The 23,538-nt window shown below is 71.6% G+C and carries 26 protein-coding genes; 16 read left to right on the top strand and 10 right to left on the bottom strand.

Annotated features, from left to right (window positions below; genetic code table 11):
• Window positions 1-111 precede the first annotated feature (111 nt).
• Complete coding sequence (gene mce / locus IH80_RS0128080; protein ID WP_030964226.1) at window positions 112-540, bottom strand: methylmalonyl-CoA epimerase; 429 nt, start codon at window positions 538-540, stop codon at window positions 112-114.
• Window positions 541-675: 135 nt separating this feature from the next.
• Here mce and IH80_RS0128075 point away from each other — a divergent pair, with 135 nt between their 5' ends.
• Together IH80_RS0128075 and meaB are read left to right on the top strand one after the other, a co-directional pair.
• A complete protein-coding gene (locus IH80_RS0128075) occupies window positions 676-1,875 on the top strand; it encodes an acetyl-CoA C-acetyltransferase (RefSeq protein WP_030964225.1) in 1,200 nt (399 codons plus the stop codon).
• Window positions 1,876-1,952: 77 nt separating this feature from the next.
• The gene (gene meaB, locus IH80_RS0128070; RefSeq protein WP_030964224.1) at window positions 1,953-2,915 is read left to right on the top strand and encodes a methylmalonyl Co-A mutase-associated GTPase MeaB; all 963 of its coding nucleotides are present in this window, start codon (window positions 1,953-1,955) and stop codon (window positions 2,913-2,915) included.
• Between the two features lie 182 nt (window positions 2,916-3,097).
• Here the strand turns inward: meaB and IH80_RS0128065 are convergent, their stop codons facing one another.
• The 4 genes from IH80_RS0128065 to IH80_RS0128050 form a co-directional block, all read right to left on the bottom strand.
• Window positions 3,098-3,574 (bottom strand): MarR family winged helix-turn-helix transcriptional regulator, encoded by a 477-nt coding sequence (locus IH80_RS0128065; RefSeq protein WP_030768965.1) that lies wholly within the window; start codon window positions 3,572-3,574, stop codon window positions 3,098-3,100.
• A 64-nt stretch (window positions 3,575-3,638) separates the two neighbouring features.
• Window positions 3,639-4,439, bottom strand: coding sequence for an AIM24 family protein (locus tag IH80_RS0128060; protein ID WP_030964222.1), 801 nt, complete (start codon window positions 4,437-4,439; stop codon window positions 3,639-3,641).
• 14 nt (window positions 4,440-4,453) lie between these two features.
• Entirely contained in the window at window positions 4,454-5,104 is a 651-nt protein-coding gene (locus tag IH80_RS0128055; protein WP_030964221.1) for an AIM24 family protein, read from the bottom strand.
• Window positions 5,104-5,742, bottom strand: coding sequence for an AIM24 family protein (locus tag IH80_RS0128050; RefSeq protein WP_030964220.1), 639 nt, complete (start codon window positions 5,740-5,742; stop codon window positions 5,104-5,106). The genes IH80_RS0128055 and IH80_RS0128050 overlap by 1 nt, the downstream gene beginning before the upstream one ends.
• A 187-nt stretch (window positions 5,743-5,929) precedes the next feature.
• On the opposite strand from IH80_RS0128050, the gene IH80_RS0128045 reads away from it, so the two are divergent.
• From IH80_RS0128045 to IH80_RS0128025, 5 genes are all read left to right on the top strand, one after another.
• The gene (locus IH80_RS0128045; protein WP_030964215.1) at window positions 5,930-6,274 is read left to right on the top strand and encodes a DUF3817 domain-containing protein; all 345 of its coding nucleotides are present in this window, start codon (window positions 5,930-5,932) and stop codon (window positions 6,272-6,274) included.
• On the top strand, window positions 6,271-6,567 hold the full coding sequence (locus IH80_RS0128040; RefSeq protein WP_030964214.1) for an MTH1187 family thiamine-binding protein: 297 nt from the start codon (window positions 6,271-6,273) through the stop codon (window positions 6,565-6,567). The genes IH80_RS0128045 and IH80_RS0128040 overlap by 4 nt, the downstream gene beginning before the upstream one ends.
• 174 nt (window positions 6,568-6,741) lie before the next feature.
• Window positions 6,742-7,440 (top strand): hypothetical protein, encoded by a 699-nt coding sequence (locus IH80_RS0128035; RefSeq protein WP_030964212.1) that lies wholly within the window; start codon window positions 6,742-6,744, stop codon window positions 7,438-7,440.
• Entirely contained in the window at window positions 7,437-8,126 is a 690-nt protein-coding gene (locus IH80_RS0128030; protein WP_030964210.1) for a DUF4166 domain-containing protein, read from the top strand. Before IH80_RS0128035 ends, IH80_RS0128030 begins: the two co-directional genes overlap by 4 nt.
• Window positions 8,123-8,755, top strand: coding sequence for a TetR/AcrR family transcriptional regulator (locus tag IH80_RS0128025; protein WP_030964209.1), 633 nt, complete (start codon window positions 8,123-8,125; stop codon window positions 8,753-8,755). Before IH80_RS0128030 ends, IH80_RS0128025 begins: the two co-directional genes overlap by 4 nt.
• Window positions 8,756-8,796: 41 nt before the next feature.
• Here IH80_RS0128025 and IH80_RS0128020 read toward each other — a convergent pair whose 3' ends face one another.
• A complete protein-coding gene (locus IH80_RS0128020) occupies window positions 8,797-9,849 on the bottom strand; it encodes a glycoside hydrolase family 6 protein (protein ID WP_030964208.1) in 1,053 nt (350 codons plus the stop codon).
• A 124-nt stretch (window positions 9,850-9,973) separates the two neighbouring features.
• Window positions 9,974-10,969 carry an ArsR/SmtB family transcription factor gene (locus IH80_RS0128015; protein WP_030964207.1) on the bottom strand — a complete coding sequence of 332 codons (996 nt, stop codon included), beginning with the start codon at window positions 10,967-10,969 and terminating at the stop codon, window positions 9,974-9,976.
• Window positions 10,970-11,062: 93 nt separating this feature from the next.
• Here IH80_RS0128015 and IH80_RS39760 point away from each other — a divergent pair, with 93 nt between their 5' ends.
• The 5 genes from IH80_RS39760 (at window position 11,063) to IH80_RS0127990 (ending at window position 15,569) form a co-directional block, all read left to right on the top strand.
• Window positions 11,063-12,316, top strand: a complete 1,254-nt coding sequence (locus tag IH80_RS39760; RefSeq protein WP_051810052.1) for an MFS transporter — start codon at window positions 11,063-11,065, stop codon at window positions 12,314-12,316.
• A gap of 21 nt (window positions 12,317-12,337) precedes the next feature.
• A complete protein-coding gene (locus tag IH80_RS0128005) occupies window positions 12,338-12,847 on the top strand; it encodes a MarR family winged helix-turn-helix transcriptional regulator (protein ID WP_030853700.1) in 510 nt (169 codons plus the stop codon).
• A gap of 74 nt (window positions 12,848-12,921) precedes the next feature.
• A complete protein-coding gene (locus IH80_RS0128000; RefSeq protein WP_030031371.1) occupies window positions 12,922-13,251 on the top strand; it encodes a DUF3817 domain-containing protein in 330 nt (109 codons plus the stop codon).
• 87 nt (window positions 13,252-13,338) lie between these two features.
• Window positions 13,339-15,039 (top strand): acyl-CoA mutase large subunit family protein, encoded by a 1,701-nt coding sequence (locus IH80_RS0127995; protein ID WP_030964206.1) that lies wholly within the window; start codon window positions 13,339-13,341, stop codon window positions 15,037-15,039.
• A gap of 59 nt (window positions 15,040-15,098) precedes the next feature.
• The gene (locus IH80_RS0127990) at window positions 15,099-15,569 is read left to right on the top strand and encodes a hypothetical protein (RefSeq protein ID WP_030964205.1); all 471 of its coding nucleotides are present in this window, start codon (window positions 15,099-15,101) and stop codon (window positions 15,567-15,569) included.
• 31 nt (window positions 15,570-15,600) lie between these two features.
• On the opposite strand, the gene IH80_RS0127985 is transcribed toward IH80_RS0127990, so the two are convergent.
• Window positions 15,601-16,221, bottom strand: coding sequence for a TetR/AcrR family transcriptional regulator (locus IH80_RS0127985; protein ID WP_030964203.1), 621 nt, complete (start codon window positions 16,219-16,221; stop codon window positions 15,601-15,603).
• A 271-nt stretch (window positions 16,222-16,492) separates the two neighbouring features.
• Here IH80_RS0127985 and IH80_RS0127980 point away from each other — a divergent pair, with 271 nt between their 5' ends.
• The 4 genes from IH80_RS0127980 (at window position 16,493) to IH80_RS0127965 (ending at window position 20,699) form a co-directional block, all read left to right on the top strand.
• A complete protein-coding gene (locus tag IH80_RS0127980) occupies window positions 16,493-17,488 on the top strand; it encodes a tetratricopeptide repeat protein (RefSeq protein ID WP_030964202.1) in 996 nt (331 codons plus the stop codon).
• 630 nt (window positions 17,489-18,118) lie between these two features.
• The gene (locus IH80_RS0127975) at window positions 18,119-18,760 is read left to right on the top strand and encodes a DUF6230 family protein (RefSeq protein WP_030964201.1); all 642 of its coding nucleotides are present in this window, start codon (window positions 18,119-18,121) and stop codon (window positions 18,758-18,760) included.
• A gap of 108 nt (window positions 18,761-18,868) precedes the next feature.
• Window positions 18,869-19,441, top strand: coding sequence for a DUF6114 domain-containing protein (locus tag IH80_RS0127970; RefSeq protein ID WP_030964199.1), 573 nt, complete (start codon window positions 18,869-18,871; stop codon window positions 19,439-19,441).
• Window positions 19,431-20,699, top strand: a complete 1,269-nt coding sequence (locus IH80_RS0127965; protein WP_030964198.1) for a hypothetical protein — start codon at window positions 19,431-19,433, stop codon at window positions 20,697-20,699. Before IH80_RS0127970 ends, IH80_RS0127965 begins: the two co-directional genes overlap by 11 nt.
• Before the next feature lie 99 nt (window positions 20,700-20,798).
• Here the strand turns inward: IH80_RS0127965 and pyk are convergent, their stop codons facing one another.
• Both pyk and IH80_RS0127955 read right to left on the bottom strand, forming a co-directional pair.
• Window positions 20,799-22,229 (bottom strand): pyruvate kinase, encoded by a 1,431-nt coding sequence (gene pyk, locus IH80_RS0127960; RefSeq protein WP_030964197.1) that lies wholly within the window; start codon window positions 22,227-22,229, stop codon window positions 20,799-20,801.
• Between the two features lie 61 nt (window positions 22,230-22,290).
• Window positions 22,291-23,505: an acetate kinase gene (locus tag IH80_RS0127955; RefSeq protein ID WP_030964196.1), complete on the bottom strand. Its 1,215-nt coding sequence runs from the start codon at window positions 23,503-23,505 to the stop codon at window positions 22,291-22,293.
• Window positions 23,506-23,538: the final 33 nt, after the last annotated feature.

Here is a 23,538-nt window from a genome sequence, read left to right as displayed (position 1 = left end):
AATGGTGTCAGATACCGGGGCAGGGGTCACAGGCCCCGACCCTCTCCGCACCGAACCCCGGCCGAGCCATGGCCACTCTACCGGCCGGGGAATCGGGCCATCAGTGGTCCATCAATGGTCGGGGTTCGAGGTGACCAGTTCGGTCAGGACTCCGTGGCAGTCCTTGGGGTGCAGGAAGGTGATCGAGGAGCCCATCGAACCGGTGCGGGGCTGGTCGTAGAGCACGCGGACCCCCTTGCCGCGGATGGCCTCCGAGTCGCCCAGGACGTCCTCGGTGCCGAAGGCGATGTGGTGCACGCCCTCGCCGTTCTTGGCGAGCCACTTGCCGACCGCGGAGTCCTCGCGGGTGGGCTCCAGGAGCTGGATGTAGGAGGCGCCGCCGTCGGAGGTTTCGTTGATCTTCAACATGGCCTCGCGCACGCCCTGCTCCTCGTTGACCTCGGTGTGGAACACCTCGAAGCCGTACGTGGCACGGTAGAACTCGACAGTCTTGTCCAGGTCGAAGCAGGCGATCCCGATGTGGTCGATTCTTGTCAGCATGGGGACAGTGCACCGCCGAAGGGGGTCGTCACGCAACGTGCGCGCGATCACACCGGCTGCCCGGTGACCGCTGCGGTACCGCCCAGTACATTCACGTAAACCCTCGTTCACTCCTCATCCAAGGGGCTGTGCCTCATGTCCGGATCGAACAACACCACTTCCGTGATCGTCGCCGGGGCCCGCACGCCCATGGGGCGGCTGCTCGGCTCGCTGAAGTCCTTCTCGGGTGCCGACCTCGGCGGCTTCGCCATCAAGTCCGCGCTGGAGCGGGCCGGGATCTCCGGCGACCAGGTCCAGTACGTGATCATGGGCCAGGTGCTCCAGGCCGGCGCGGGCCAGATCCCCGCCCGCCAGGCGGCGGTCAAGGCCGGCATCCCGATGAACGTGCCCGCCCTGACCATCAACAAGGTGTGCCTCTCGGGCCTGGACGCGATCGCGCTGGCCGACCAGCTGATCCGCGCCGGTGAGTTCGACATCGTGGTCGCGGGCGGGCAGGAGTCGATGACCAACGCCCCGCACCTGCTGCCGAAGTCCCGCGAGGGCTACAAGTACGGCGCGATCGAGATGCTGGACGCGATGGCCTACGACGGCCTCACCGACGCCTTCGAGAACATCGCGATGGGCGAGTCCACCGAGAAGCACAACACCCGCCTGGGCATCGAGCGCGCCCCGCAGGACGAGTTCGCTGCGGCCTCCCACCAGCGTGCCGCCGCCGCCCGGAAGAACGGCGTCTTCGAGGCCGAGATCACCCCGGTCGAGATCCCGCAGCGCAAGGGCGACCCGGTGATCTTCTCGGCGGACGAGGGCATCCGCCCCGAGACCACCGTGGAGTCCCTGGGCAAGCTGCGTCCCGCCTTCGCCAAGGACGGCACGATCACCGCCGGCACCTCCTCGCAGATCAGCGACGGCGCGGCCGCCGTGGTCGTGATGAGCAAGGCGAAGGCCGAGGAGCTCGGCCTGGAGTGGATCGCGGAGATCGGCGCCCACGGCAACGTGGCCGGCCCGGACAACTCCCTCCAGTCGCAGCCGTCCAACGCGATCCTGCACGCCCTGAAGAAGGAGGGGCTGGAGGTCTCCGACCTGGACCTCATCGAGATCAACGAGGCCTTCGCCGCGGTCGCCGTGCAGTCAATGAAGGACCTGGGCGTGACCCCGGAAAAGGTGAACGTCAACGGCGGCGCCATCGCCCTGGGCCACCCGATCGGCATGTCCGGCGCCCGCGTGGTGCTGCACCTGGCGCTGGAGCTCAAGCGCCGCGGCGGCGGGGTCGGCGCGGCCGCGCTGTGCGGTGGCGGCGGCCAGGGTGACGCGCTGATCGTGCGCGTCGCCAAGTAGGCGGCCCGGCCGCCGGGCCGTACCGGGCCCCGGCGGCCCCCACGTATCCCGTACGAGAACCGAGGAGCGCAGCACGTATGACGGCGGTGGACGTCCCCCAGCTGGTGGCCCAGGCGCGTGAGGGCAGGCCGAGAGCGGTGGCCCGGCTGATCTCGCTGGTCGAGGGGGCGTCCCCGCAGCTGCGCGAGGTGATGGCCGCGCTGGCCCCGCTGACGGGCGGGGCGTACGTGGTGGGCCTGACCGGGTCGCCGGGCGTCGGGAAGTCGACGTCGACCTCGGCGCTGGTGTCCGCGTACCGCCGGGCCGGCAAGCGCGTGGGCGTCCTCGCCGTCGACCCGTCCTCGCCCTTCTCGGGCGGGGCGCTGCTCGGCGACCGCGTGCGGATGTCGGACCACGCCTCCGACCCGGGGGTCTACATCCGCTCCATGGCCACCCGCGGCCACCTGGGCGGGCTCGCGTGGGCCGCGCCGCAGGCGATCCGGGTCCTGGACGCGGCCGGGTGCGACGTGATCCTGGTCGAGACGGTCGGGGTCGGGCAGTCGGAGGTGGAGATCGCCTCGCAGGCCGACACCTCGGTGGTGCTGCTGGCTCCCGGGATGGGCGACGGGATCCAGGCCGCGAAGGCGGGGATCCTGGAGATCGGCGACGTGTACGTGGTCAACAAGGCCGACCGGGACGGCGCGGACGCGACCGCCCGGGAGCTGAACCACATGCTGGGGCTGGGCGAGGCACGCGGCCGGGACGACTGGCGGCCGCCGATCGTGAAGACGGTCGCGGCCCGCGGCCAGGGCATCGACGAGGTCGTGGAGGCGCTGGAGAAGCACCGGGCGTGGATGGACGAGCGCGGGGTGCTGGCCGAGCGGCGCGCGGCCCGGGCCGCGCGGGAGGTCGAGACGATCGCCGTGACGGCGCTGCGGGCGCGGATGGCGGACGTCCACGGTGACGCCCACCTCGGCGCGCTGGCCGCCAGGGTCGCCGAGGGCGACCTGGACCCGTACGCGGCGGCCGACGCGCTCCTGGCGACCCTCACGGAGGCGTGAGCGGCACCTCAAGCCCGCACCGGCCCGCGCAGGCCGGCCGGTGCGGGCGGGGTACGGCCTTCAGTCGTCCGCTCATGGCTGGACCTCCTTCGGGCCGGCCATGGCGCTCACGGGTGCTCGGCAGCGGGCGGATACCGCCCATTGTCCGGTCCGCCGCCCCGCGGGGCGCGCCGACGCCCGGCTCAGACCTTGCCGCGGGTGCCGCGCAGGTGCTCCGCGACCGGGGTCAGCGAGGCGCGCAGCGCCGCCAGGGCTTCCGGCGGCAGCAGGTCGATGAAGTGCCGACGGACGGATGCCACGTGGTGCGGGGCGACCTTCCGCATCGTCTCCATGCCCTCGTCCGTGAGCACCGCGTACAGGCCGCGGCGGTCGGACTCGCAGTTGACCCGGCGGACCAGGCCCGCCGTCTCCATGCGCGTGATCTGGTGCGAAAGCCGGCTCTTCGACTGCAGGGTGGCGGTCGCGAGGTCGCTCATGCGCATCCGGTGGTCCTGCGACTCCGAGAGGTTCACGAGGATCTCGTAGTCGTTGTTGGTGAGTCCGAAGGGCTGAAGATCCTTTTCCAGCTGGTGCATGAGGAGCCGGCTGACGTCCAGGTGGGTGCGCCAGGCGCACTGCTCCGCGTCGGTCAGCCAGCGCGTGGCCGTCTCGGTCTCCATGGTCTCCATGAATGAACTCTACCTAAAAAGTTGAATTGCGTACAAAGGTCGGGGGTCCCGGCTGTCACAGTCCGAAGCGGCGCTGGAGATCACCCAGCTGTCCGGGCATCCGCGGCACGCCGATCTGCCCCAGCGGCCCCTGGCCGGCACCCGGCACGCCCTGTGCGTTGCCCGTGGCCGCCCCGGCGCCCACCGCGCCGACCGACTGCTCCGCCATCAGCATCTCCGAGGACTGCAGGAGCACGGTTCCGGCTCCGACGAACTCGAACTGGTGCTCCTCGCCCGAGGTACCCCCGACGCCGGTCAGCGAGCGCAGTCCGCCCATCACGCCGGACATGTAGCCGTGATCGTAATGGTGACAGGGAGACGGGCAGTCCGCCCAGCCGACGAGCGCCTGCGGGTCCACGCGCAGCGGCGGCTCCATGAACACCACCGGCCCGTTGGAGGCCGCCACGAACTTCCCGGTGCCGATCAGCGTCAGGAAGCCCGGGACGATCGACTGCTTCAGGGCGAGCGAGGGCTGGTACGCCAGCAGGTTGCCCGACCGGATCGTCAGGTTGCCGTTGTCCAGGTCGTACGAGTTCACGTCGAAGGCCCGGTCGGCCAGCAGCATCTTGCCCTGGCCCTCGGCCACCACCCAGTCGCCGGCGTGCAGCGGGGAGTGGAAACTGGTGCGCAGCAGGCGGTCGAAGCGCCCGTTGCCGATGCCGTTGAACTCGATGCGCCCGTAGTACGAGATCATCTTGCCCTTCTGCAGGAACCACTGGCTCCCCTTGAGCTCCACGCAGAAGGTGTACGGGTTCACGTTGTCGTCGGAGGGCAGCGTGTACGGGTCGAAGACCGTCGGGCCGCCGGGTCCGCCCATCACGGGGCCAAAGTTCACAGCTTCTCCTCGGAGGCCTGTACGTACACCGCGCCCTGACCGGACAGTTCCAGCTGGAACGCCTCGCCCGAGCCGCGCCCCACCATGTCCCGCCAGCCGAGGGCGGTGGAGAGCTTGTTCCTGACGTCCCCGTGGTGGGCCACGTAGGCCTGGGGGTCCACGTGGATGGGCCGGTTCGGGGTGATGGGGAGTTCGATGACCCCGCCGTGGGCCATCACGGCGACCGAGCCGTGGCCCTTGAGGGTGGTGGTGAACAGGCCCTGGCCGGTCACCTGGCCGCGGACCATGCCCATGACCCCGCCCTGCGAGCCCATGAACATCGTGCCCTGCTGGAGGGTCCCGTCGAAGGCGAGCAGACGGTCGGCCTCGACGTAGAGGGTCTCGCCGGTCAGGTTGATCACCTGGATGTGGTGGCCGCCGTGGCCGAACATCACGGTGCCGCTGCCCTCGACCGTCATCAGCGGGGTCTGCTCGTTCGCCACGCGGCGCCCGATCATGCCCATGACCCCGCCCTGCCCGCCCGTCAGGCTCGGGGTGAAGGAGACGTCGCCGCGGTAGGCGAGCATCGCTCCGCGCTGGCTGAACATCCTCTGGCCCGGGACGACCTGGGCCTCGACCATCTTCGAGTTGATCTCGCGGAACGGCATCAGACGTCGCCCCCGATGGTGTTGCGCTCGCTGGGCTGCACGTAGACCAGGCCCTCGCCCTCGAAGCGGATCTGGAACGCCTCGCCGGAGCCCTCGCCCATGAGCGTGCGGAACGTCACACCGGACTGGAAGGACTGCTGGAGGTTGCCGGTGTGCGCGATGTACGCCCCCGGGTCGACGGACAGCGGGTACTGGGCGCTCACGCGCAGCACCACGGCCGGACCGTCGGAGATGATCGCGGCCTGCCCCGATCCCTCGACCGTCGTGGTGAAGAGGCCGTTGCCCGTCGAGGCGCCCCGCAGCCCGGTGAAGGTGGTGCCGGTGCGCAGTCCGGCGTCGGTGCACAGCAGGTTGCTGGACTCGACGTAGAGCTTCTCGCCGTGCAGATTGACCAGATTGATCTCACTTGCGCGGTCGGCGAAGAAGCAGGTGCCGTGTCCCTGTACCTCCATCACCGTCATCTGTTCGCCGGTCAGCCGGCGGGTCACCATGCCGCGGAGGCCTTCGCCACCGCCGGTCATCTTCTTGAAGGCCATCTGCCCGTCGTACGCGACCATGGAGCCGTTCTTCGCTTTCACGGCGTCCCCGGTCAGGTCGACGGCCAGCACCTTGCTGCCTTGGAGTCGGAACTGAGCCACGGGGAGACGTTATCGGCAGCGGGCGGACCCGAACAGAGTCCCGTGGCCGGATATATGACACACCCGGGCGTTTGGGAGCGTTCCCGGTCCCATCCGGCGCGGGTCGGGAGGCGGGGGCCGGGTCAAGATCCCGTAAAGCGGCTGAGACACTGGAGGCGACCCTGGCCTCCACCCCCGAAGGTTCCACGTGGACATCAAGACCGCCTCCGCCCTGCACCGCCTGCGTCTCGTCTCCGTCCCGGAGGCGCTGTCGTTCCCGGCGCTGCTGATCTTCGGCTCGCTGCTGAGCCGGGTCTCGGACATCGACTACCTGCTGATGCCGCTGGGTTTCCTGCACGCGATCCTGTTCATGGTCTACTCGGTGCTGCTGCTGGACGTGTGGTACAAGGCGAAGTGGCCCTTCAAGAAGGCCCTGTTCTTCTTCGTCCTCTCGGTGGTGCCCCTGGGCGGCCTGTACGGCGACAAGCTGCTCAAGCGCGAAGAGGCCGACAGCGTGGTCGCGGCCCGTGCCCGTGAGGCGGCCCAGGCGTGATCGTCGCGTTCTCGGTGACCCCGCTCGGGGTCGGTGAAGAGGTGGGCGAGTACGTGGCCGACGCGGTCCGCGTGGTCCGCGAGTCCGGGCTGCCGAACCGCACCGACGCCATGTTCACCACCATCGAGGGTGAGTGGGACCAGGTCATGGGCGTGATCCGGCGCGCGGTCGCCGCCGTCGAGGAGCGGGCGCCCCGTGTCTCCTTCATCCTGAAGGCCGACATCCGCCCCGGCGTCACCGACGGGATCACCTCGAAGGTGGAGACGGTGGAGCGCCACCTCGGGCAGGGCTGAACCGCCCGTCCCCGGCGCGTCACGAGCGCCCCTGGCCCAGCCGGCCGGGGGCGCTTTCGCATGTCCGGACCCGGACCCCGGGCCATGTGACCGGGCTCACTGTTGAGCGATCGCTCAAACTCGCCTAGGGTCCCGGTTGAGCGATCGCTCAAAACGCGGGAGCGGGGGGTGGGCATGGGCCTGTACGTCGAGACGTTCGTCCGGGCCGGGATGGACGAGCTGTGGGAACGCAGCCAGGATCCGGCCCAGCACCAGCGGTGGGACCTGAGGTTCACCTCCATCCACTACCTCCCGCGGTCCGAGGGCGAGCCGCAGCGGTTCCGGTACGCGACCCGCGTACTGCCCTTCGTCTCCGTCGACGGGACCGGCGTCTCCGCGGGGGAGCGCCGCCGGCCCGACGGGACCAGGGTGTCGGCCCTGCGGTTCGCCTCGGACCACCCGCTCTCGCTGCTCGCCGAGGGCAGTGGCTACTGGCGCTACGTCCCGGACGGCGACGGCATCCGCTTCCTCACCGGCTACGACTACCGGCCCCGCTGGGGCCGCTTCGGGGCGCTCGCCGACCGGTTCGTCCTGCGCCCGCTCATGGGCTGGGCCACCGCCTGGTCCTTCGACAGGCTGCGGCTGTGGTGCGAACGCGGAACCCCGCCGGGCCTCGGCCTCGCCCGGGCGGTGGGCGAGAGCGCACTGCGCGTACTGCTGCCCGCGGCCGCCCTGCTGTACGCCCCCGCGGCCGTGGTCGTGCCCGTCCTGGCCGCGGCGGTGCTGCTGCCGCCCCTGCCCGGCACCCCGGCCGCCCGCCGCTGCCTGCGCACCCCGCCCGGCCGCACCCCGGTCGCGGCCCCCCGTCTGCTCAGCACCCTGGAGCCGTCATGACCTCCATCTTCCGGGCCCACATGGGCGCCGACTTCGACCGTCTGCACCCGCAGATCCAGCGCCGGTTCTCGGTCGGGCTGCAGAGCGGGGAGGGCTGCGTCGGCCGCGGGACCATGGACCGGATCTGGCACGGCGGCAGCTTCGTGAAGCCCTTCCTCCGGCTCGGCGGGATGCGCAACATCCTGGTGCCGCGCGAGGGCCGAGACGTCCCCTTCGTCATCGAGAACCTCCCGTACCTCGACTCCTTCGGGCGCGAAACCGTCACCTTCGTGCGGACCTTCCGGCTGCCCGACGGGCCGCACCGGTTCGACGCGACGATGGTCCACAGCCCCGAGCGCGACTGCGTCCTCGACTACCTGGGCACGCACCAGCACCTCGCCAGCGACCTGCACATGAGCGCCGAACCGGACGGCTCGCTGCTCATCCGCTCCGGCGAACACCGCTTCCGCGAGGGTCCCGTCGACGTCCGCGTCCCCGACCTCATCGGCGGCGACGCCGAGGTGCGCGAGTCCTTCGACGACGCCACCGGCCGGTTCCGGATCCGGGTGCGCGTGGTCAACCGCCGCTTCGGGCCGCTCTTCGGGTACGAGGGCTCCTTCACCGCGAGTTACGTCGACGCACGCGCACGGTGGGCGACCGGGCTCTGCGGCGACCTGCGGCCGGTCCGCGAGGAGGTCCGGGCGTGAGCGCGGCCACCAAGGAGAAACTCCTCGAAGGGGCCCTGCGCACGCTCGTCGAGCAGGGCATCGCCAAGGCCTCGGCCCGCACCATCGCGGCCACCGCCGGTGTCGGCCAGGGCCTGATCTTCTACCACTTCGGCTCCGTCGACGAACTGCTCGCCGCCGCCTGCCGGTACGGGGCCGAGCAGCGGGTGGCCCGCTACCGCGACCGGCTCGCCGAACTGGGCGGCCTCACCGAACTGGTCGAGTTCGCCCGCGCGATGCACGCCGAGGAGCGGGAGGCCGGGCACGTCGCCGTGCTCGGGCAGCTGCTGGCCGCCGGGCAGAACTCGCCCGCCCTCGCGGCCGCCACCGCCGACGGACTCGGCTTGTGGGTCGAGGAGCTGGAGGCGGTGCTCACCCGGCTGCTCGCGGCGACCCCCCTGGAAGGGTTCGCCGACCCCGCGGGGCTCGCCCGGGCCACCGCCGCCTCCTTCGTCGGCATCGAGCTGTACGAGGCGGTGGACCCGCAGGGCGCCGGCCGCGCGTTCGACGCCCTGGAGCAGCTCGCCGGACTGGCCGCCGTACTGGAGGGCCTGGGCCCCCTGAGCCAGCGCGCCGTCCGCCACGGCCTCCGCCGCGGCACCCGCACCTGACGCGGAGGGCCCGGCCCGGGCCCCGTCGGTTCCGGGGCGGGTCAGTGGTGGGCGCGGCGGGCCAGGCCCAGGGCCTGCTCGGGCCACCAGGTGCCGGCCGGCGGGCCGCCGCGGCAGGTGCCGTCGGACTCGCCGGGCCGCTTCACCCAGAGGTACGCGTCGACGAGCGGGTCACCGGTCCGGTCGGTCGGCGGGGTGCCGAGGGCGCGGCCCGGAGGGTTGCACGAGGCCGGGGTGCGCTCGCCCGGCAGCGGCCCCTCGCCGTTGCGGCCGGTGTCGACGACGAAGTGCCTGCCGCCGACCGCCCGGGAGAGCTCTGCGCCGTAGGCCCGGACGGCCGCGTCCGGCTGGAAACCGGAGACGTTGAGGGCGAAGCCGTCGGCGCGGTCGAGGCCCGCCTCGCGGAGGGGGCCGGCGAGGTCCGCCGGGTCCCGGATCCACGCAGGATCGCCCGCGTCCAGGTAGACCTTCGTGTTGCGGTTCTTCTTCAGCCGGTCGACGGCCCCGGAGAGCAGCCGGTAGCGCTCGGCACGGTGCTCGGCGGGCACGCAGCCGTCGGCCATGTGCGCGACGGCGTGCGGCTCCAGGACGACGAGTGCCCTGGCGTCGCCGATGGCGTCGGCGAAGGCGCCGATCCAGCGGCCGTAGGCCCGGGCGTCGGCGGCGCCCCCGGCCGGCTGCTTCCCGCAGTCGCGGTGCGGGAGGTTGTGCGCGGCGAGCAACAGGGTCCGCCCGGCGGCCTTCGCCGCTGCGCGGGCCCGGCGGATCCCGGGGCCGGGATCGCCCGGCCGCCCCCACAGCGCGACCGGCCGCTCGGCGATCCGGCGCAGCACCTGGGCGTCGTCGTAGCGGCCCGTCGCCTCCCACGCCGCGACCTGCCGGGCGGCTTCGCTGTTCGGGTCCACCCAGAAGGAGGACTCGCCCCCGGCGGCGCCCCCGGCGGCAGCCGGGGCTGCGGCCCCGGGACCGGCGGCGGGACCGCGCGGCCCGGGCTCCGGTGCGCTGGAGCAGGCGGGGGCCGCCGCGAGCAGCAGGAGGAGGCCGAGGACGGCGGCGGGCCTGGGGCGGCGCGGCCTGGGGGCGACGGGTGGCATCCGGATTCCTCGCGATGAAGGGTCGGGCGGCAGACCGTGAGGCGGTGAGGCGGTGAGGATGTACGACCGGAGTATGGTGACATGACGGATAGTCAGCGCGGCCGCGCGACACCGCCCGCGCCGGTCAGCCGGCCCCGTCCCCCGTGGTGAGGGCGATGGCCAGCGGGGTGCGTTCGTAGAGCACCTGGTGCCCCCGCCGGGCGGAGATCAGCAGGCCCGCCGCGTGCAGGACCCCCAAGTGGGCCGAGACCGTGGACGGGGCCAGCCCGAGGCGGTGCGCCAGGGCCGTGGTGGACGCCGGCTCGTCCAGCGCGCACAGCACGTCCGCCCGGGCCCGGCCCAGCAGCCGGGCCAGCGCGGTCGGCGTGTCCTCGCCCGCCGGGGTCCACAGGGCGCCGATGCCCCGGGCCGGGTACACGACGGTCGGCTGCCAGGGCGGGTCGAAGCCGCCCGCGATCTGCGGCCAGACGAAGGCGCTCGGCATGAGCAGCAGCCCCCGGCCGCCCAGGACGCGGTCGTGGTGGCTGGGCCGCTCGATGGTCAGGGTGAGCGAGGCGGCGTCCCAGGACAGATCGGGGTGCAGGCCGTCGAAGAGCGACTCCAGCCCGCCGGCCGCGAGACGGCGGGTGTGGAAGAGGACGTCCGCCTCCAGCAGGGCCCGCAGCCGGGGCCAGTGCGGCTCGACCAGCGCGCCCCAGGCCCGCTCCAGCAGGTCGGCCAGCTCCCGCACCGACCGCGCCGGCTCCGCGAGGAGGGCCCGGCCGAGGTCGCTGTCGAGCGCGCCCGGCGTACAGGCGAGCGACTTGCGCATGTCCTCGCGCGCCGCGGCCGGATCGGCCGCGCGGATCACCGCGAGCTCCTCCTCGAAGGAGACGCCCGGCCCGCTCGGCGGCGGGCTGATGAAGTCGGTGCTGTGCCCGCGGCGCGGCATCAGCAGCCACAGCGGCCGCAGGTCCAGCCCGTCGGCGGCGGCCCGGATCCGCCGGAGCCACGGCAGGTGGTAGCCCTGCCGGTCCGGGCGGCTCAGGGTGCGGATCGCCTCCTGTGTCTCCCAGGCCGGCGACAGCGCGAACCGGCACCGCAGCAGGTCCTCGTGCCCGAAACGATGGTGCAACCCCATACCGCACCCTCCCGCTCCCCGGACCGCCCCGCCCGACATTCGTCCCAGGCCGAATCTCTACACCGGCCAGCCTAGGCCCCCGAGGCTGCCGTCATGGCAACCGTCACCCCGGCCCCGGCCGAAGCGGGCTCCGCCGGCTACCGCACCGTGCTGCGGACCCCGGAGTTCCCCGCCGTCTTCGCCGCACACCTGATGTCCGTACTCGGTCTGGTCGTCGCCGAGATCTCCCTCTCCGTCCTCGTCTACCGCCTCACCGGCTCGCCGCTGATGAGCGCGCTCACCTTCGCCCTCGGCTTCCTCCCCTACGCCCTCGGCGGCACCCTGCTCGCCGGGATCGCCGACCGTCACCCCGCCCGGCGGGTGCTCGTCACCTGCGACCTCGTCTGTGCGGCCTGTGCGGCGGCCATGGTGCTGCCCGGCACCCCCGTCGCCGCGCTCCTCGTGCTGCGCTGCGCCACGGCCTTCGTCGCACCCCTCTTCCAGGGCACGCGCAACGCCTCCCTCCCCGACATCCTCGGCTCCGGCGACACCTACGTCCTGGGCCGGTCGCTGCTGCGCATGGTCGCCCAGAGCGCCCAGCTCATCGGCTTCGGCCTGGGCGGGCTGCTGCTCACGGTGCTCGCCCCGCGCGCCGCCATCGCGCTGACCGCCGCCGGATTCCTCGGCTCGGCCCTGCTGCTGCGGCTGGGCACCCGTGCCCGTCCCGCGCGGACGACCGTCCGCACCTCCCCGCTCGCCGGGATGCGGGCCGTCCTGGGCCGGCGCCGGCTGCGGGCGCTCACCCTCCTGTTCTGGCTGCCGCCCGTCTTCCTCGTCGTACCCGAGGCGCTGCTCGCCGCGTACGCCGACGGCATCGGCGCCGGAACCGCCGTCCTCGGGCTGATGATGTGCGCCATGCCCGTCGGCACCATCGCCGGAGAGCTCTGGGCGGGCTCCGCGCTGAGCGCGCGGACGCGTTCGCGGATCGTGGCCCCACTGGCCGCCGCCGGCCTGCTGCCGTTCCTCCTCTACGCCGGCCGGCCGGGCGTGCCCCTGGCCCTGTGCGCGCTGCTGCTCGCCGGACTGGCCCACGCGTACACCCTGGGGCTGGACCAGTGGTACGTGGACGCCGTCCCCGACGAGCTGCGCGGCCGGGCGATGACCCTGCTCAGCACCGGCCTGATGACCCTCCAGGGAGCCGGCATGGCCCTCGCCGGTCTCGCCGCCGAATTCTTCCCGGTGCACGTGGTCGTCACCGGGGCCGGAGTGCTCGGGACCGCCGTCGTCCTGGCGCTCCTGGCCGAACTCCGCTCCGCCGTCCGGCAGGAGGAGCGACTGAGGGATGAGACGGCCTCCGCCGGGAAGTGACCTCCCGGTAGGGTCGGAAGCGTGCCCAAGCCGCTCAGCCTTCCCTTCGACCCCATCGCCCGCGCCGACGAGCTCTGGCAGCAGCGCTGGGGTCCCGTGCCCTCGATGGCCGCGATCACCTCGATCATGCGCGCCCACCAGATCCTGCTCGGCGAGGTCGACGCCGTCGTCAAGCCCTACGGGCTGACCTTCGCGCGCTACGAGGCGCTGGTGCTGCTCACCTTCTCCAAGGCGGGCGAACTGCCGATGTCGAAGATCGGCGAGAGGCTGATGGTCCACCCGACCTCGGTGACGAACACCGTGGACCGGCTGGTGCGGTCCGGGCTGGTGGCCAAGCGGCCCAACCCGAACGACGGCCGCGGCACCCTCGCCTCCATCACGGAGAAGGGCCGGGAGGTCGTCGAGGCCGCCACGAAGGACCTGATGGCGATCGACTTCGGCCTCGGCGCGTACGACGCCGAGGAGTGCGGGGAGATCTTCGCCCTGCTCCGTCCGCTGCGGGTGGCCGCCGCGGACTTCGACGAGTCCTGAGGGCCCTGCCCGCCCGTTCCGCGAGCACGGGGCCGCGTCAAGATCGAGCAAAACGGACGGTTAGGCTCGTCCGCATGAAACGAAGCGTGCTGACCCGCTACCGCGTCATGGCCTACGTGACCGCGGTCATGCTCCTGATCCTCTGCGCCTGCATGGTGGCGAAGTACGGCTTCGACACCGGTGCCGATCTCACCTTCGTGGTGTCGCAGACGCACGGTGTGCTCTTCATGATCTATCTCGTCTTCGCCTTCGATCTGGGCTCCAAGGCGAAGTGGCCCTTCGGCAAGCTGCTCTGGGTGCTCGTGTCGGGCACGATTCCGCTGGCGGCCTTCTTCGTCGAGCGGGGGATCCGCGCCGAGGTGGAACCGCTGATCAGCGACCCGCTCGCGACCGCGAAGGCCTGACGACGAGGCGAGCGTCACTCACCCCCGGGACGACTCCCGGGGGTTTCCCATCGACATTTACTAGGACGTCCTAGTAAATTCATGGGTATGGACGCTGACGCCATCGAGGAGGGCCGCCGTCGCTGGCAGGCCCGTTATGACAAGGCCCGCAAGCGCGAGGCGGACTTCACCACGCTCTCCGGCGATGAGGTCGAACCGGTCTACGGGCCCCGGCCCGGCGACACCTACGAGGGCTTCGAGCGGATCGGCTGGCCGGGGGAGTACCCGTACACGCGCGGCCTGCACGCCACCGGCTACCGCGGCCGGACCTGGACCATCCGCCAGTTCGCCGGCTTCGGGAACGCCGAGCAGACGAACGAGCGCTACAAGATGATCCTGGCCGCCGGCGGCGGCGGGCTCTCCGTCGCCTTCGACATGCCGACCCTCATGGGGCGCGACTCCGACGACCCCCGCTCGCTCGGCGAGGTGGGCCACTGCGGTGTCGCCATCGACTCCGCCGCCGACATGGAGGTCCTCTTCAAGGACATCCCCCTCGGCGACGTCACGACCTCCATGACGATCTCGGGCCCCGCCGTGCCCGCCTTCTGCATGTACCTGGTCGCCGCCGAGCGCCAGGGCGTGGACCCCGCCGTCCTGAACGGCACGCTCCAGACGGACATCTTCAAGGAGTACATCGCCCAGAAGGAGTGGCTCTTCGAACCGGAGCCGCACCTGCGCCTCATCGGCGACCTCATGGAGTACTGCGCGAAGGGCATCCCCGCCTACAAGCCGCTGTCCGTCTCCGGCTACCACATCCGCGAGGCCGGGGCCACGGCCGCCCAGGAGCTCGCCTACACCCTCGCCGACGGCTTCGGCTACGTGGAGCTCGGGCTCTCCCGCGGCCTCGACGTGGACCACTTCGCCTCCGGTCTCTCCTTCTTCTTCGACGCGCACCTCGACTTCTTCGAGGAGATCGCCAAGTTCCGCGCCGCCCGCCGGATCTGGGCGCGCTGGATGAAGGAGGTCTACGGGGCCAAGAGCGAGAAGTCGATGTGGCTGCGCTTCCACACCCAGACCGCCGGCGTCTCCCTGACCGCCCAGCAGCCCTACAACAACGTCGTGCGCACCGCCGTCGAGGCCCTCGCGGCCGTCCTCGGCGGCACCAACTCCCTGCACACCAACGCCCTCGACGAGACCCTCGCGCTGCCGAGCGAGCAGGCCGCCGAGATCGCCCTGCGGACCCAGCAGGTGCTGATGGAGGAGACCGGCGTCGCCAACGTGGCCGACCCGCTGGGCGGCTCCTGGTTCGTGGAGCAGCTCACCGACCGCATCGAGGCCGACGCCGAGCGGATCTTCGAGCAGATCAAGGAGCGCGGCCTGCGCGCCCACCCCGACGGGCAGCACCCCATCGGGCCGATCACCTCGGGCATCCTGCGCGGCATCGAGGACGGCTGGTTCACCGGCGAGATCGCCGAGTCGGCCTTCCAGTACCAGCGCTCGCTGGAGAAGGGCGACAAGCGGGTCGTCGGCGTCAACGTCCACCACGGGTCGGTGACCGGCGACCTGGAGATCCTGCGGGTCAGCCACGAGGTGGAGCGCGAGCAGGTCCGCGTCCTCGCCGACCGCAAGGCCCGCCGCGACGACGCCAAGGTCGCCGCGTCCCTGAAGGCCATGCTGGACGCCGCCCGGGACGGGTCGAACATGATTCCCGCCATGCTGGACGCGGTGCGCGCCGAGGCCACGATGGGCGAGATCTGCAACACGCTGCGCGACGAATGGGGCACCTACACCGAGCCCCCGGGCTTCTAGCCCCGCTTTCGGGCCCGCAGGGCCGGAACGGCCGGTCGTGCCCCCCTTACGGTGGGGGCATGACCGGCCTTCCTGTGCCCGTACGGGGCGTGAGCGCGCGCGTGGTGATGAACAAGGGAGGCTGCGGCGGCCACTACGCCTACGTCGTCGCCGACTTCGAGCCGCCGGGACCGGCCGGGACCGAGATCCTGAACCTGGCCCGGGAGGATCGGCTGCCCGCGGAATTCCTCGCGGCCGTGCGGGACGGTATCGAGCTGGGCCTCGACGGGGTCGACGCCGCGGTCCTGATCACCGACGGCGGCGTCCACTGGCCGGACGCCCGCGACATCGGCTACCGCACGGCCGGGGCCCAAGTGGCCCGGGGTGCACTCGTCGCGGCCGGTCTGCGGCCGCAGGAGGAGGCCGACGCGCTGCGCTGGGCGAGCTGGCAGGGCCGCCGGCGTCCCTGGCCGGGCGACAACCCGCGGGCCGCGGCGCTGGCGGAACAGGTCCTGGAGTCCCGCCGCCGCTCCGGGGCGCGGACCTTCTGACGACGCGGCGGCAGCGGCCGGGCGGGCGTGGTCAGGCGGCGGTCGCGCCGCGCAGGCCGTGCATCAGCAGGGCGGTGAAGGCGGCCACCCAGAGCTCGTCCACCGGCTCGGAGCTCACCAGCGCGCGGTGCACGACGGTGCCCGCGATCACGTCGAAGATCAGGTCGGTGGTGCGGCCCGCGAGGAACTCGTCCTCCTCGTAGGGGAGTTCGCCGCGGGCCTGGGCCCGCTCGCGACCCAGGACGACGAGACGTTTCTGCCGGTCCACGATCGCCGACCGGATCCGGTCGCGCAGGGCCTCGTCCCGGGTGGACTCGGAGACGACCGCCATCAGGGCGGTACGGGCCTCCGGCCGCCGCAGCAGCTCCGCGAAGCGCAGGACCACGTACTCGATGTCGGCTTCCAGGGAGCCCCGGTCCGGCAGTTCGAGCGAGTCGAAGAGCTCCGCGACCGCGTCCACGACCAGCTCGCTCTTGCCCGCCCAGCGCCGGTAGAGGGTGGTCTTGGCGACGCCCGCGCGGGCCGAGACGTCGCCCATCGTCAGCTTCGACCACCCCAGCTCGACCAGCGCGTCCCGGGTGGCGGCGAGGATGGCGGCGTCCGCGGCCGCGCTGCGGGGGCGACCGGTGCGGCCGGGGCTGGCGTTGCGCATGGCCGAGACCATACCCGTCGGTAGCCGAACGGGCCGCTGTGGTTCAGATCACGGGTACCGCGGGGGCGCGGAGGGCCTCCGGGGGAGTTACGCTACGGCTCGTAGCGTAAGAGCGACAACCACGCGAAGGGCTACAGGCGCCAGGTGGGGACCCGGCGCCGCACAGCAACACGATCGCGACGGAGGCGACGGCACGGCCGTGCGGTGACGCGGCACGGCCAATTCGCGCGATCTTTTTCGTCGGCGCGCGCACACGGGGGAGGATGTACGCATGCAGCCCAGAAACATGTCCATGAGCGGCGTCGTCGACCTCGCCGCGGTGAAGGCGGCCGGCGAGGCCAAGGCCAAGGCCGAGCAGGCCCGCGCCGAGGCGGCGCGCCAGGCGAGCCAGGGCGGCGGGGCCGCCCCGTCCGCCGGCGCCGTTCCGCCGTCCGCGCTCGTCATCGACGTAGACGAGGCCGGCTTCGAACGTGATGTGCTCCAGCTCTCCGCGGAAGTCCCGGTCGTCCTGGACTTCTGGGCCGAGTGGTGCCAGCCGTGCAAGCAGCTCAGCCCGCTCCTGGAACGCCTGACCGTCGAGGCGAACGGCCGCCTCGTGCTGGCCAAGGTGGACGTCGACGCCAACCAGATGCTGATGCAGCAGTTCCAGATCCAGGGCATCCCGGCGGTCTTCGCCGTGGTCGCCGGTCAGGTGCTGCCGCTCTTCCAGGGCGTGGCCCCCGAGCAGCAGATCCGCGAGACCCTGGCCCAGCTGGTCCAGGTCGCCGAGGAGCGGTTCGGGATCATCGGCATCGAGGTGGACCCGAACGCCGAAGGTGCCGCCGAGGCCCCGGCCGAGGCTCCGGCCGGCCCGCACGACGCGCTGCTGGAGGCGGCCGTCGTCGCGCTGGACGCCGGTGACCTGGGCGGCGCGGTGCAGGCGTACAAGAACGTGCTGGCGGACGACCCGGGCAACACCGAGGCCAAGCTGGGCCTGGCCCAGGCCGAACTGCTCGCCCGGGTCCAGCACATGAACCCGCAGCAGGTGCGCACCGCCGCGGCGGAGAACCCCCGCGACCCGGCGGCGCAGATCGCCGCTGCCGACCTCGACGTGGTCGGCGGTCACGTGGAGGACGCCTTCGCGCGTCTGGTGGACACCGTGAAGGTCACGTTCGGTGACGACAGGGATGCCGTACGGCTGCGCCTGCTGGAGCTGTTCGAAGTGATCGGCGCGGACGACCCGAGGGTGACGACGGCGCGTACGGCGCTCGCGCGGGTGCTCTTCTAGGCGGGCCCCGCGCCCCCGCTCCGGGGCCGCTCGGGCCCCGCTCCCCGTAGCCTTCCGGACGTGGGCGGGCCACCGCCGATTTGTTGACACGTAGATAAACAGCGGCCGCACTTTGCCAAAACTTGGCAAATGCGGCCGCTGTTACTCGCAGTAAATCGAACCTCGCGAACTGTCCGGTGTGTTCACCGGTTCGCCGTTTTGTCATGGCCCTGGGCGGCACCCTGCGTTGCCGACGGACGGTTACAGGCAGCATCCAGGTTATCTGGCCGTTACCCGCCAGTAACGAACCCCCTTGTGCCCCGGCCGGTAATGGACCACGATCGGCGACGCTCGGTCCTTCCCGCAGAGCCGCTCACTCGGAGCCGCGGTGGAGGGTCCCCACCGGGCCGGCCGGTGGCAGTGGCACCGACCGTGGGACAGGGGGGTCTCTGCCGCACCGGCGGGGCCTGTCCCCCAGGTTGCGCGAACGCGTGGCCCAGTGGTTGTCGCTCGGGGGTGAACGCCGGTGTATCGGACGTGGCACGGCCGCGGCCCGGCCGCCTGCGCTCCTTCCCGAGGACGTAGCACTTCTCCCATCCCAGGACGGGCTCGGCCCGGACCGGAGATGTACGTCCGAGAAGGAGGAACGAAATGAGTTCTCAGGTTCGTGGCGGGACCAGATGGAAGCGCTTCGCGCTCGTCATGGTGCCGAGCATCGCGGCCACCGCCGCGGTCGGTGTAGGACTGGCGCAGGGTGCCCTCGCGGCGTCCTTCAGCGTCTCCGGCCAGGACTTCAAGGTCACGGCCGACAAGCTCGACGGTGACAACCTCATCCAGTACGGCGGCATCGCCGAGGGGCACGACCTCAAGGGCAATGCGCAGCACCACCCGGTGACCATCTCCGGGTTCAGCCACGCCGAGATCACCAACATGTGCCAGTCGCTGGTGACCCCGACCCCGCTGGGCAACATCACGCTGCAGCTGCGCACCGGCCACAAGGGCAAGCCGGCCGTCGCCGACAACATCTACCTGGATGTTGCGGAGCTCGACACCGATGCCGAGTTCAAGAACCTGGACATCGGTGTCGCGGTCGGCGACCCGAGCCACAAGACGAAGCCGCAGGCCGGCACGGTCGCCAGCCCGTACGCGTTCTCGCAGCGCGCGGACAAGGCGATCCTGACGAACGTGCGCCAGAAGGCGTGGGCGACCACCGCCGGCACGTTCAAGCTGCCCGACCTGAAGCTGCGTCTGCTCGGTGGCGACCAGCCGTGCTACCAGGACACCAAGGACTGAACAGGTCCCGGTGACTGACCGGACGGGCGGGCCGCGGCGGCCGTCGCCGGCCGCCCGTCCGGGCTCCACAGAGTTCTCCGTACCACCGTTTCCAGGGAGCTGTTGTCCATGAACCCCCAGGCCCCGGTTTACGTTCGCGCAGAAGACGACGCCTGGCTCACCGTGGTGTACTACCACTTCCATGCCTGGAGCGGTCGCCGTCCCTTCTGGGCCGGGCTCTTCACGCTCCTCGGTGGCTTCCCGATCGCGTACTTCCCTTATGCGGACCTCCGGTTGGGCAATGTCAGTCTTGCGATGGCCACCACGGGTGGAGCCGGCGCACTGATCATCGGTGTACTGCTGATCACGCTGGGCCTGGCCCTCTGGTTCCAGCAGGCCATCCGCGTTTTCGCCGGCGTCGCCTCGATCCTGCTGGCCCTGGTGTCCCTGCCGGTGTCCAACCTGGGCGGATTCGGGATGGGGTTCGTCCTCTCCCTCGTCGGCGGCGCCCTCGCGCTGTCGTGGGCGCCCGGACAGCCGGCGGACGAGGAGCCGGCGGGCCAGCCGCAGGCCGCCGCCGGCCCGACCAAGGCGGAGGCGGTGGCGGGCGTCCAGGGCATCCCCGGACCCCGTGAGACGGAGACGGCACGCGCGACCGAGACGACTGCCCACGCCGATGGCGGGAGGAACAGTGCGGGGTGACGAGACGCAGCGGGCCGTGGCCCCGGGCGCAGAGTCCCGTGAGAGGAAGGGCCCGCGCCACGCGGCGCCCAGGAAGTCGCTGCTGAACAAGATCCAGATACCCGTCGGCAAGACGATGGCGCTGGCGGCGATGCCGACGGCCGTGTTCGTCGGGATGGGCATGGCGCCCAAGCTCGCCGTGGCCGACGACAAGGAGATCCCCTTCGCCCCCGGTCCGTGCGTGACGCGGTCCGACGAGCCGGCGGACACCGAGTCGAAGTCCCCGTCCCCCACGCCCTCGAAGACGGCCTCGCCGAGCGCCTCGCCCAGTGCGTCACCCGCACCGTCGACGGCTGCCAAGCCGAAGGCGAGCGCCTCTCCGTCGGCGACCAAGTCCCCGTCGGCCAACGCCCCGGCCCCGGCCACCACCACGGCGCCGGCGCCGGAGCCCACCAAGTCCGCGAACCCGCTGGACCCGCTGGGCGTCGGCGACAAGCTGAAGGACCTCATCGACGGGCTCGGCCAGCCGCTCAAGGACACCACGGCGACCCCGACGCCCGCGCCGTCCACCACCGAGAAGCCGGCCCCGGCTCCGGACCCGGCCGCGGACGCGATCCGGGACGCCGCCAAGCAGGCGGGTGTCGCGGTAGAGGAGCTGCCCGACGAGGTCAAGGACACCGTCGACAAGCCCAAGGACGAGACGCCCAAGGGCGAGGACAAGGGTGACAAGGACGAGGACAAGGACGACAAGGACAAGGACGAGGCGAAGAAGGACCCGGACGGGAAGGAACCCTTCCCCTGCCCGACCTACGACGCCGAGGCCCTGGCCAACGCCGACCTGGAGCAGGGCATCCCGCTCGTGCCGGACGAGCCCTGGTACCTCGACAGCTCGCTGCTGACCCTCTACGGCCTGGACTACCACGGCATCGTCGAGGTGAAGACCGGCAGCGGCAAGATCAAGAAGGTCCTGAAGTTCACGGCTGACTCGCTGGACATCAAGGACCTCTACCAGACGGTCGGCAAGGGCGGGAACGTCGCCCACCTGAAGTCCCGTCCGGGCTCCACCTCGAAGATCCGCGGCGGCACGGTGACGATGTACACCGAGAGCCTCAAGGGGAACCTGTTCGGTTTGATCCCGATCGAGTTCACCCCGAACAGCCCGCCGCCCCTGAACGTCCCGTTCGCGTTCTTCACGGACGTCAAGGTCGTGCAGGCGGCCCAGTTCGGCGGCACCCTGACGGTCCCGGGCCTGAAGAACTACATCGGCCCGCCCGAATAGCGGGCCGCACGCGGTGCGCACACACCGAGGGCGGCACCCCGCATCACTGCGGGGTGCCGCCCTCGGTCTCTGTGCGGCAGGGTCTCGCGGTGCGACGCGTCAGGCGCGGTCGACGCCGCCCAGGTGGTGCACCCGGACCATGTTGGTGGTGCCCGGGACGCCGGGGGGCGAGCCGGCGGTGATGACCATGGTGTCGCCCTCGTTGTAGCGGCCCAGCTTCAGCAGCTCGCCGTCCACCAGGTCGACCATCGCGTCGGTGGTGTCCACGTGCGGGACGATGTACGACTCGACGCCCCAGCTCAGCGTGAGCTGGTTGCGGGTGTTGACGTCCGTGGTGAACGCCAGGATCTGCTGCGTGGCGCGATAGCGCGACAGGCGGCGGGCGGTGTCCCCGGACTGGGTGAAGGCGATGAGCGCCTGGCCGTTCAGGAAGTCGGCGATCTCGCACGCGGCACGGGCCACGGAGCCGCCCTGGGTGCGCGGCTTCTTGCCCGGGACCAGAGGCTGGAGGCCCTTGGCGAGGAGCTCCTCCTCGGCAGCCGCGACGATCTTCGACATCGTCTTGACGGTCTCGATCGGGTAGGCGCCGACCGAGGACTCGGCCGACAGCATGACCGCGTCCGCGCCGTCGAGGATCGCGTTGGCGACGTCGGACGCCTCCGCGCGCGTCGGGCGGGAGTTGGTGATCATCGACTCCATCATCTGGGTCGCGACGATCACCGGCTTGGCGTTGCGGCGGCACATCTCGATGAGCCGCTTCTGGACCATCGGGACCTTCTCGAGCGGGTACTCGACGGCCAGGTCGCCACGGGCCACCATGACCGCGTCGAAGGCGGCGACCACGGCCTCCATGTTCTCGACGGCCTGGGGCTTCTCCACCTTGGCGATGACGGGGACCCGGCGGCCCTCCTCGTCCATCACCCGGTGGACGTCCTTGACGTCGTTGGCGTCACGGACGAAGGACAGGGCGACCATGTCGCAGCCCATCCGCAGGGCGAAGCGGAGGTCGTCGACGTCTTTCTCCGACAGGGCCGGGACGTTCACGGCGGCACCCGGCAGGTTGATGCCCTTGTGGTCCGAGATGACACCGCCCTCGATGACGATGGTCCTGACCCGCGGGCCGTCGACCTCCGTCACCCGGAGCTCGACGTTGCCGTCGTTGATCAGGACCTGGTCGCCCTTGGCGACGTCGCCCGGGAGACCCTTGTAGGTGGTGCCGCAGATGGACTTGTCACCCGGGACGTCCTCGGTGGTGATGGTGAACTCGTCACCGCGCACCAGCTCGACCGGACCCTCGGCGAAGGTCTCGAGCCGGATCTTCGGGCCCTGGAGGTCGGCGAGGACGCCGACGGCGCGCCCGGTGTCCTCGGAGACCTGCCGGACGCGGTCGTACCGCTCCTGGTGTTCTGCCTGGGACCCGTGGCTGAAGTTGAATCGGGCCACGTTCATACCTGCCTCGATGAGCGCTTTCAGCTGCTCATACGAGTCGACGGCGGGGCCCAGCGTGCAGACGATTTTGGAACGGCGCATGACTGGATCCTATCGGTTTGTTTCGCAGCGGAATATTCCGGCTGGTGGAAAGTCCAAGTGACTACTCGGTAACCAGCGCATACGTCTGGGTGGCGATCTCCAGTTCCTCGTCCGTCGGGACGACCGCCACGGCCACACGGGCATGATCCGCCGAGATCAGGCGCGGCTGCGGGGAACGCGCCGCGTTGGCTTCGAGATCCAGCACCAGGCCCAGTTCGGCCAGGCCGTCCAGCGCGGCCTCCCGGACCTGGTGGGCGTTCTCGCCGACCCCGGCCGTGAACGCCACCGCGTCCACCCGCCCGAGTACCGCCGAGTAGGCCCCGATGTACTTCTTCAGCCGGTGGACGTACGCCTCGAAGGCCAGGCGCGCCGTCTCGTCGCCCTCGCCCGCCCGCCGCAGCACCTCGCGCATGTCGTTGTCGCCGCACATGCCCAGCAGACCGCTCTTCTTGTTCAGGAGCGAATCGATCTCGTCCACCGAGAGGCCGCCCACCCGCGCCAGGTGGAAGACGACCGCCGGGTCCAGATCGCCCGAGCGGGTGCCCATGACCAGACCCTCCAGCGGGGTCATGCCCATGGACGTCTCCACGCAGACCCCGCCCCGCACGGCCGAGGCGGACGCGCCGTTGCCCAGGTGCAGCACGATCACGTTCACCTCCTCCACCGGCCTGCCGAGCAGCGCGGCCGTCGCCCGCGAGACGTAGGCGTGGGAGGTGCCGTGGAAGCCGTACCGCCGGATGGAGTACGCGTCGGCGGTCCGGGCGTCGATCGCGTACCGCGCCACGTGCTCCGGCATCGTCGAGTGGAAGGCGGTGTCGAAGACGGCGACCTGGGGGATGTCCGCGCGCAGCGAGCGCGCCACCTCGATGCCCGTGACGTTCGCCGGGTTGTGCAGCGGGGCCAGGGGGATCAGGTTCCGGATCTCCGCCAGCACCTCGTCGTCGATCACCGTCGGCCGGGTGAACCTCGTCCCGCCGTGCACCACCCGGTGCCCCACCGCGGCCAGCTCGGGGGAGTCCAGGCCCGTCCCGTCGGCGGCGAGCTCGGCGGCCACGGCCTTCAGCGCGGCCTCGTGGTCCGCGATCGGGCCGACCTGCTCGCGCTTGCCGCCGGCCGCGGCGGGTCCGGTGAGCGGCTCGTGCACCAGCCGGGAGGTCTCCTCGCCGATGCGCTCGACCAGGCCCACAGCCAGGCGCGAGCGGTCGGCCATGTCGAGGAGCTGGTACTTGACGGACGAGGAGCCGGAGTTGAGGACGAGTACGCGCGATGCGGTCACGGTGCGGGTCTTTCCTTGTCGCGGGCGGGCGGG

It is taken from the genome of Streptomyces sp. NRRL S-378 (genome assembly GCF_000720645.1).
Classification (GTDB): Bacteria; Actinomycetota; Actinomycetes; order Streptomycetales; family Streptomycetaceae; genus Streptomyces.
This window is presented reverse-complemented; position numbering and strand designations above follow the sequence as displayed.